Source organism: Allobosea sp. P4_C6 (genome assembly GCF_056402015.1).
The window spans coordinates 1-4,701 of record NZ_JBFUIF010000116.1 but is presented as its reverse complement, the minus strand read 5'-3'; the positions used below and the strand labels follow the sequence as shown (position 1 = coordinate 4,701).

The 4,701-nt window shown below is 62.2% G+C and carries 7 protein-coding genes; 2 read left to right on the top strand and 5 right to left on the bottom strand.

All coding sequences use genetic code 11. The features are described from left to right. Window positions 1–798 (top strand): ABC transporter permease (locus AC1DVA_RS26440; protein WP_476807862.1); only part of this gene is annotated, 798 nt, incomplete at its 5' end. Window positions 799–805: 7 nt separating this feature from the next. After that, a complete protein-coding gene (locus tag AC1DVA_RS26435) occupies window positions 806–1,561 on the top strand; it encodes an ABC transporter ATP-binding protein (RefSeq protein ID WP_476807861.1) in 756 nt (251 codons plus the stop codon). 225 nt (window positions 1,562–1,786) lie between these two features. Here the strand turns inward: AC1DVA_RS26435 and AC1DVA_RS26430 are convergent, their stop codons facing one another. The 5 genes from AC1DVA_RS26430 to AC1DVA_RS26410 form a co-directional block, all read right to left on the bottom strand. After that, window positions 1,787–2,071 carry a hypothetical protein gene (locus AC1DVA_RS26430; RefSeq protein ID WP_476807860.1) on the bottom strand — a complete coding sequence of 95 codons (285 nt, stop codon included), beginning with the start codon at window positions 2,069–2,071 and terminating at the stop codon, window positions 1,787–1,789. A 108-nt stretch (window positions 2,072–2,179) separates the two neighbouring features. After that, a complete protein-coding gene (locus AC1DVA_RS26425; protein WP_476807859.1) occupies window positions 2,180–2,632 on the bottom strand; it encodes a hypothetical protein in 453 nt (150 codons plus the stop codon). Next, on the bottom strand, window positions 2,632–3,261 hold the full coding sequence (locus AC1DVA_RS26420; RefSeq protein WP_476807858.1) for a lambda exonuclease family protein: 630 nt from the start codon (window positions 3,259–3,261) through the stop codon (window positions 2,632–2,634). Before AC1DVA_RS26420 ends, AC1DVA_RS26425 begins: the two co-directional genes overlap by 1 nt. Then, a complete protein-coding gene (locus AC1DVA_RS26415) occupies window positions 3,258–4,007 on the bottom strand; it encodes an ERF family protein (protein WP_476807857.1) in 750 nt (249 codons plus the stop codon). Before AC1DVA_RS26415 ends, AC1DVA_RS26420 begins: the two co-directional genes overlap by 4 nt. 179 nt (window positions 4,008–4,186) lie before the next feature. Next, the gene (locus AC1DVA_RS26410) at window positions 4,187–4,381 is read right to left on the bottom strand and encodes a hypothetical protein (RefSeq protein ID WP_476807856.1); all 195 of its coding nucleotides are present in this window, start codon (window positions 4,379–4,381) and stop codon (window positions 4,187–4,189) included. Window positions 4,382–4,701: the final 320 nt, after the last annotated feature.

Here is a 4,701-nt window from a genome sequence, read left to right as displayed (position 1 = left end):
AGTGCTGGCATGAGTTTGATCGCAACGGGAGCGGCCGATGTTCTGGGCGGCGTCGGGGCCTGGCGCATGTGGTGGATGCTGGCCAAGAACGATGTGGTCCGTCGCTACAGGCGTTCGCGCGTCGGCCAGTTGTGGCTGACACTCAGCATGGCCGTGATGATCTTCGGCATGGGGGCGGTCTATGCGTCGCTGTTTGGGACGTCCATGGCCGACTATCTACCGCATCTGGGCACTGGTCTGGTGCTGTGGGGGCTGATTTCACAAACGATTATCGAGAGCTGTTCGAGCTTCACCGAGAACGAGAGCATTATCCGGCAAGTCGCTTTGCCGCGGTTCACCTACCTCCTGCGAACGATCGCCCGAAATCTGTTCGTTTTCTCCCATAACCTGATCATTGTGCCAGTGGTTTTTCTGGTTTTTGGATCGCCGATCAATTGGCATATCTTACTGTTCCTCCCCGGCCTGCTGCTGGTGCTCGCCAATCTGGCTTGGGTTGGGTACCTGCTGGCGATCCTGTCGGCCCGGTTCCGCGACATCCCGCAAATCGTGGCCAGCGTCGTTCAAGTCGCATTTTTCGTCTCGCCGGTCGTCTTTAAGCCCTCGCAGCTCCGCGTTGACCATCCGGTTCTTATCCTAAACCCCTTTGCCAGCATGCTCGACGTGATGCGCGAGCCGCTGCTGGGCAACCTACCCAGCGTGACTTCCTATCTCATTCTGCTCGGCCTGCTGGTCGTTGGGTGGCTATTCACCCTGGCGTTTGCCGGCAAGTACTCGCACCGCGTCGTTTATTGGCTCTGAGGGCATCATGGCTCATATCGTCCTCGACAACGCGAGCGTCGAGCTTGCCGTCTATAATTCGCGCGGCCGCGCCCTTAAAAGCGAGATCCTGCGACGGACCGTTGGCGGTGGCTTGCAGAATGACCGCGATAGCAGCATCCAGGTCGTAAAGGCGCTGAATGAGGTCAGCTTCGAGGCCAAAGATGGCGATCGGATCGGTCTGATCGGCGGCAATGGCGCAGGTAAAACAACACTTTTGCGGGTGCTTAGCCGGGTCTACCCGCCGACGTCGGGCAGAGTCTCGATTGAAGGTCGTATCTCCTCGCTGATCGATCTCTCCATGGGCATGGATACCGATGCCACGGGGTATGACAATATCGAGATGCGCAGCATCATGCTCGGGCTCGATCATAAGCAGGCGCAGGCGATCGTTCCCGATGTCGAGGAATTCAGCCAGCTCGGGGACTTTCTGTCGCTGCCGATCCGAACCTATTCAAGTGGCATGATGCTGCGGCTGGCGTTCGCCGTCAGCACGGCTGTGCACCCTGATATCCTAATCCTCGACGAGGTGATCGGTGTAGGCGACGCCGCCTTCGCGGAGCGTGCCGAGCAACGGCTGCACACCATGATCCAGAAGGCCAGCATCATGTTCCTGGCCTCGCACGACAACAATTCGATCAAGCGCTTTTGCAACCGCACGCTCTGGATGAAGGGCGGAAAGCTGATGATGGATGGATCGCCGGATGAAGTCCTGGCGGCTTACGCCGCGGACGGCGCCGCTTAAAGAGCCGAGTGAGCCCTTCTTGCCCAAGGCGGCGCCTGGCTTGGCGACTATCTCGCCGAGCTGCTGGCCTTCCCCGTCGGGCGCCATGACGATCAGGTCCATGCGACCAGCCAGGCGCTGAAGTATCTGACGGCTCGCACGCCCGTGGTGCGTGAGCGGCCGCAGAGGGTCAACCGCCCGCAGAGCTTTGTCCGCCCGCGCCCGTAGGGCTAGGCGCATGAGCACTCAGCGCGGCATGGCGACCACGGTCATGCTGTAGCCTCGCCCGGCCATGCAGCCGACCATGATCTGGCGCAGCGCCACATTGCGCTGGCCCTCGAGTATACCGGCCTCCATCGCATCAGCCAGGCTGCGCCCCGTCAGGATCGGTGCGGCGATGGCTTGGGCCCGGGCGACCTCACCCTTGCAGATGGCGTCGTCCCGCTGGAACTGAGCCGCCGCGCCAGATCGGTGCGGCCATCGAGCCGGTTGAAGCTCATCACAGTGCGGGGTGCGCAGGCGCTGTTCCACGCGACCAGGATGGCGGCGGGAATCAGCCGCTGCCAGCGGCAGCCAGAAGGTCTGCGGAAAGGGCGGGCATAGGCGGTCGTCACGATGTGGGTTCCTGATCAATCGAGTTCAGATGTCCTCGCGGCGCCAAGCCGCGGGTTTGGTCAGCGGGCGTGAGGCAGAGTGCTGTGGCTGGGACGGGGCAAACCCCGCACCGCCCAAGCGGCGGATGCCAAAGTGCCGGGCCTCCCGACGCTTGGCCTCGGCGATCTCCGCGAGGTCGGTGGCGGTCTTGCCGCCGGGCCGGCGGTGACAGCAGTCTCGGCCAAGGACACGCCCATCGCTGATGGCGAGAGCGACGCTCTTGTCGATGACCAGGGCCTCGGGGATAGTGTGGTCGAACTCGATCGCCTTGCCGGTGATGTTGAGGCCGCAGCCCTCACAGACGATGCGACCCCCGCCAGCCATGGCGCGCTTGATCATCTCGACCTTCTGGGCGCGGGTGAACTCGCGGCGAGCGATCCTGCGGTCCCGCCCCGGGAGCGCGCCTCGCTTATCGCCCGGCAGCAAGGGGCTGGCCATCACGCCGCCTTGGCCAGGCCATAGCAGCGGACCCGATCGACAATCAGATCGAGCTCGGTGTTGAAGCTGTCGACGGCATCGGAGAGCTCGCGGATGAAGGCCTCATCACGCGTGGCGCGGGTGATGAAGATCGGCAGGCCCGGCCAGTAGACGGCGATGTCGATCCACGCGCGCTCGGTGACCCAGAGCTGGCCCTGGCACTGGGCTTTATGCTCAGGCGGGAACTCCCCGCGCAAAAGGGTCTCGATCATCAGATGCGGCAGCTTGGTCTTGATCTCGACCAGGCCGTCCGTGCCGATCAGGCTGTCCGGCGAGGCGCCTTTGCGGCCATTGCGGACAAAGCCAATGCGCTGGCAGGCCTTGTCCGTCGAGAACTCGTAGACTGAGCGTGCCTCATCCTCCATCAACTTGCCGCGCTCCATATGGATCGAGGTAAAGCTCTCCATCGGCTGGCCGGTGAGGATCTCGCCGGCGAGTTTGTGGAGATAGGTCTGGCGGGTCTTGCTATCGGCCCCGCCACGACCTTTGGCCATCACGGCTGCGAACTCCGAGGCTGTCGGAATGCCCATGCGCGATCGCGCCCAGTCATCCGATCCTTGGGCGCAGTCGATGATCTCGATCGTGGTCATGCGTGTTGCCTCCGGGTGTTGAGCATGGTGAGCGCCTGGCGGAACTTTGCGGCCGGCAGATCAGACAGCGCGTTGATCTTGAAGAAGCGCAGCAGGACGGCCTTGTCGGCGGTGACTTCGCCGATCAGGTCGAGGAGTTCTCGCGCCTGCTGGCGAGTGACGAGTGCGCCAACGCCTGTCGCCTTGCCATCGTCATCATCGGACGCGGCCAGGCCCAGCGAGGCCTTCAGCGTCATCCGCTGCAGATAGGTCAGGGCCGAGCCGACCGCCTGTATGCTGTTCTTGTCGCCGGTCTCGTCGCGCCCCACCGACAAGGCGTTCTCTTCGCTATAGCCTTCGCGGTGCGAAACCACGCAGACCACCGTGACGAGCTCGCCGGAAACCATCGAACGGAAGCGATATGACAGCCCCTGCCGTGCCAGGATCGGCGTGATCGTCCGGGCGATCTCGGCGAGGTCCTCATGGCGATAGCCTGCTCGACCGGGCTGAGCGTACAACAGCGCCTCCCGGTTCTTGAAGATTACCGGGATCTTGGCCTTGGCTGCGGCCAACGCGTTCTCAAACGCCTTGCGCGCCTGATTGGCCTCCCAGCGCTCGTGCAGGCCGATCAGCTTTTCCAGCATCTCGACTTCCGCGCCGCGTTCCACCGCTTGGATGAGGATGCTCAATGGGGTCGCGACGGCAGATGGCGGCGGGCCATCTTCCACACCTCGCTTGCGGGCTAATCCAGTCATGCTGATCTCCAAAGGTTGGGGTGAAAAGCTTGAGGCTCAAGGCGTGCGTCGGCGCTCGTCCGGCCGGAGCGATCCGGCCAGGAGGAAACGGCGACAGGCGCCGTGATCAGGGATGGGGTAGAAAGGGAGCTTAGCGCCCCCAGGGGATCGAGAGGGGCGGAGCAAACCGCTCAAACTCGCGCCCGAAACCTTCAGTGCGCCAGCAGCGAGAGCTGGCTCAGCGCCGTCGAGGCCAAAAGATCCGCACGCAAGCGGATCAGCGTCACGATATGCGCCCGCCCAACGGCGCCCAGCGCTTCCGGCGGGGCCTGCTGAACTCCTGCAGAGAATGCCTTTACTGCAGAAATATCAGTCATACTGAAGACTACAACTTCGACACGCGTCAATAATTACTTCTGACAATTTATCGATATCTTCTAACGAGCTCACAATAATCTCCATATATTATCTTATGGACGACTAACTCCGATTTTGACTGCAGACAAGCAAGAAGATGAGAGAATTTTAAGATCTGTAACTCTACGAATCTGAGGCGCTAAGCCAGCTGAGCGGGATCGGCGGCGTTTGCAGGGACTCCATCGTCGGCTATGCTCGACCACAATCCGAAAAGTCGATGGCCGAGCTCTATCCCGCGGTGCCCAAGACCTGGGGCACGCCGACGATGGCGGCCACATGCGCCGACGAGATCAAATACCAGCTCTCGTAG

Bases quoted from the DNA above. Each gene is read 5' to 3' on its own strand.
- AC1DVA_RS26435 (WP_476807861.1), top strand. From the start codon at position 806: ATGGCTCATATCGTCCTCGACAACGCGAGCGTCGAGCTTGCCGTCTAT.
- AC1DVA_RS26425 (WP_476807859.1), bottom strand. From the start codon at position 2,632: ATGGCCAGCCCCTTGCTGCCGGGCGATAAGCGAGGCGCGCTCCCGGGG.
- AC1DVA_RS26420 (WP_476807858.1), bottom strand. From the start codon at position 3,261: ATGACCACGATCGAGATCATCGACTGCGCCCAAGGATCGGATGACTGG.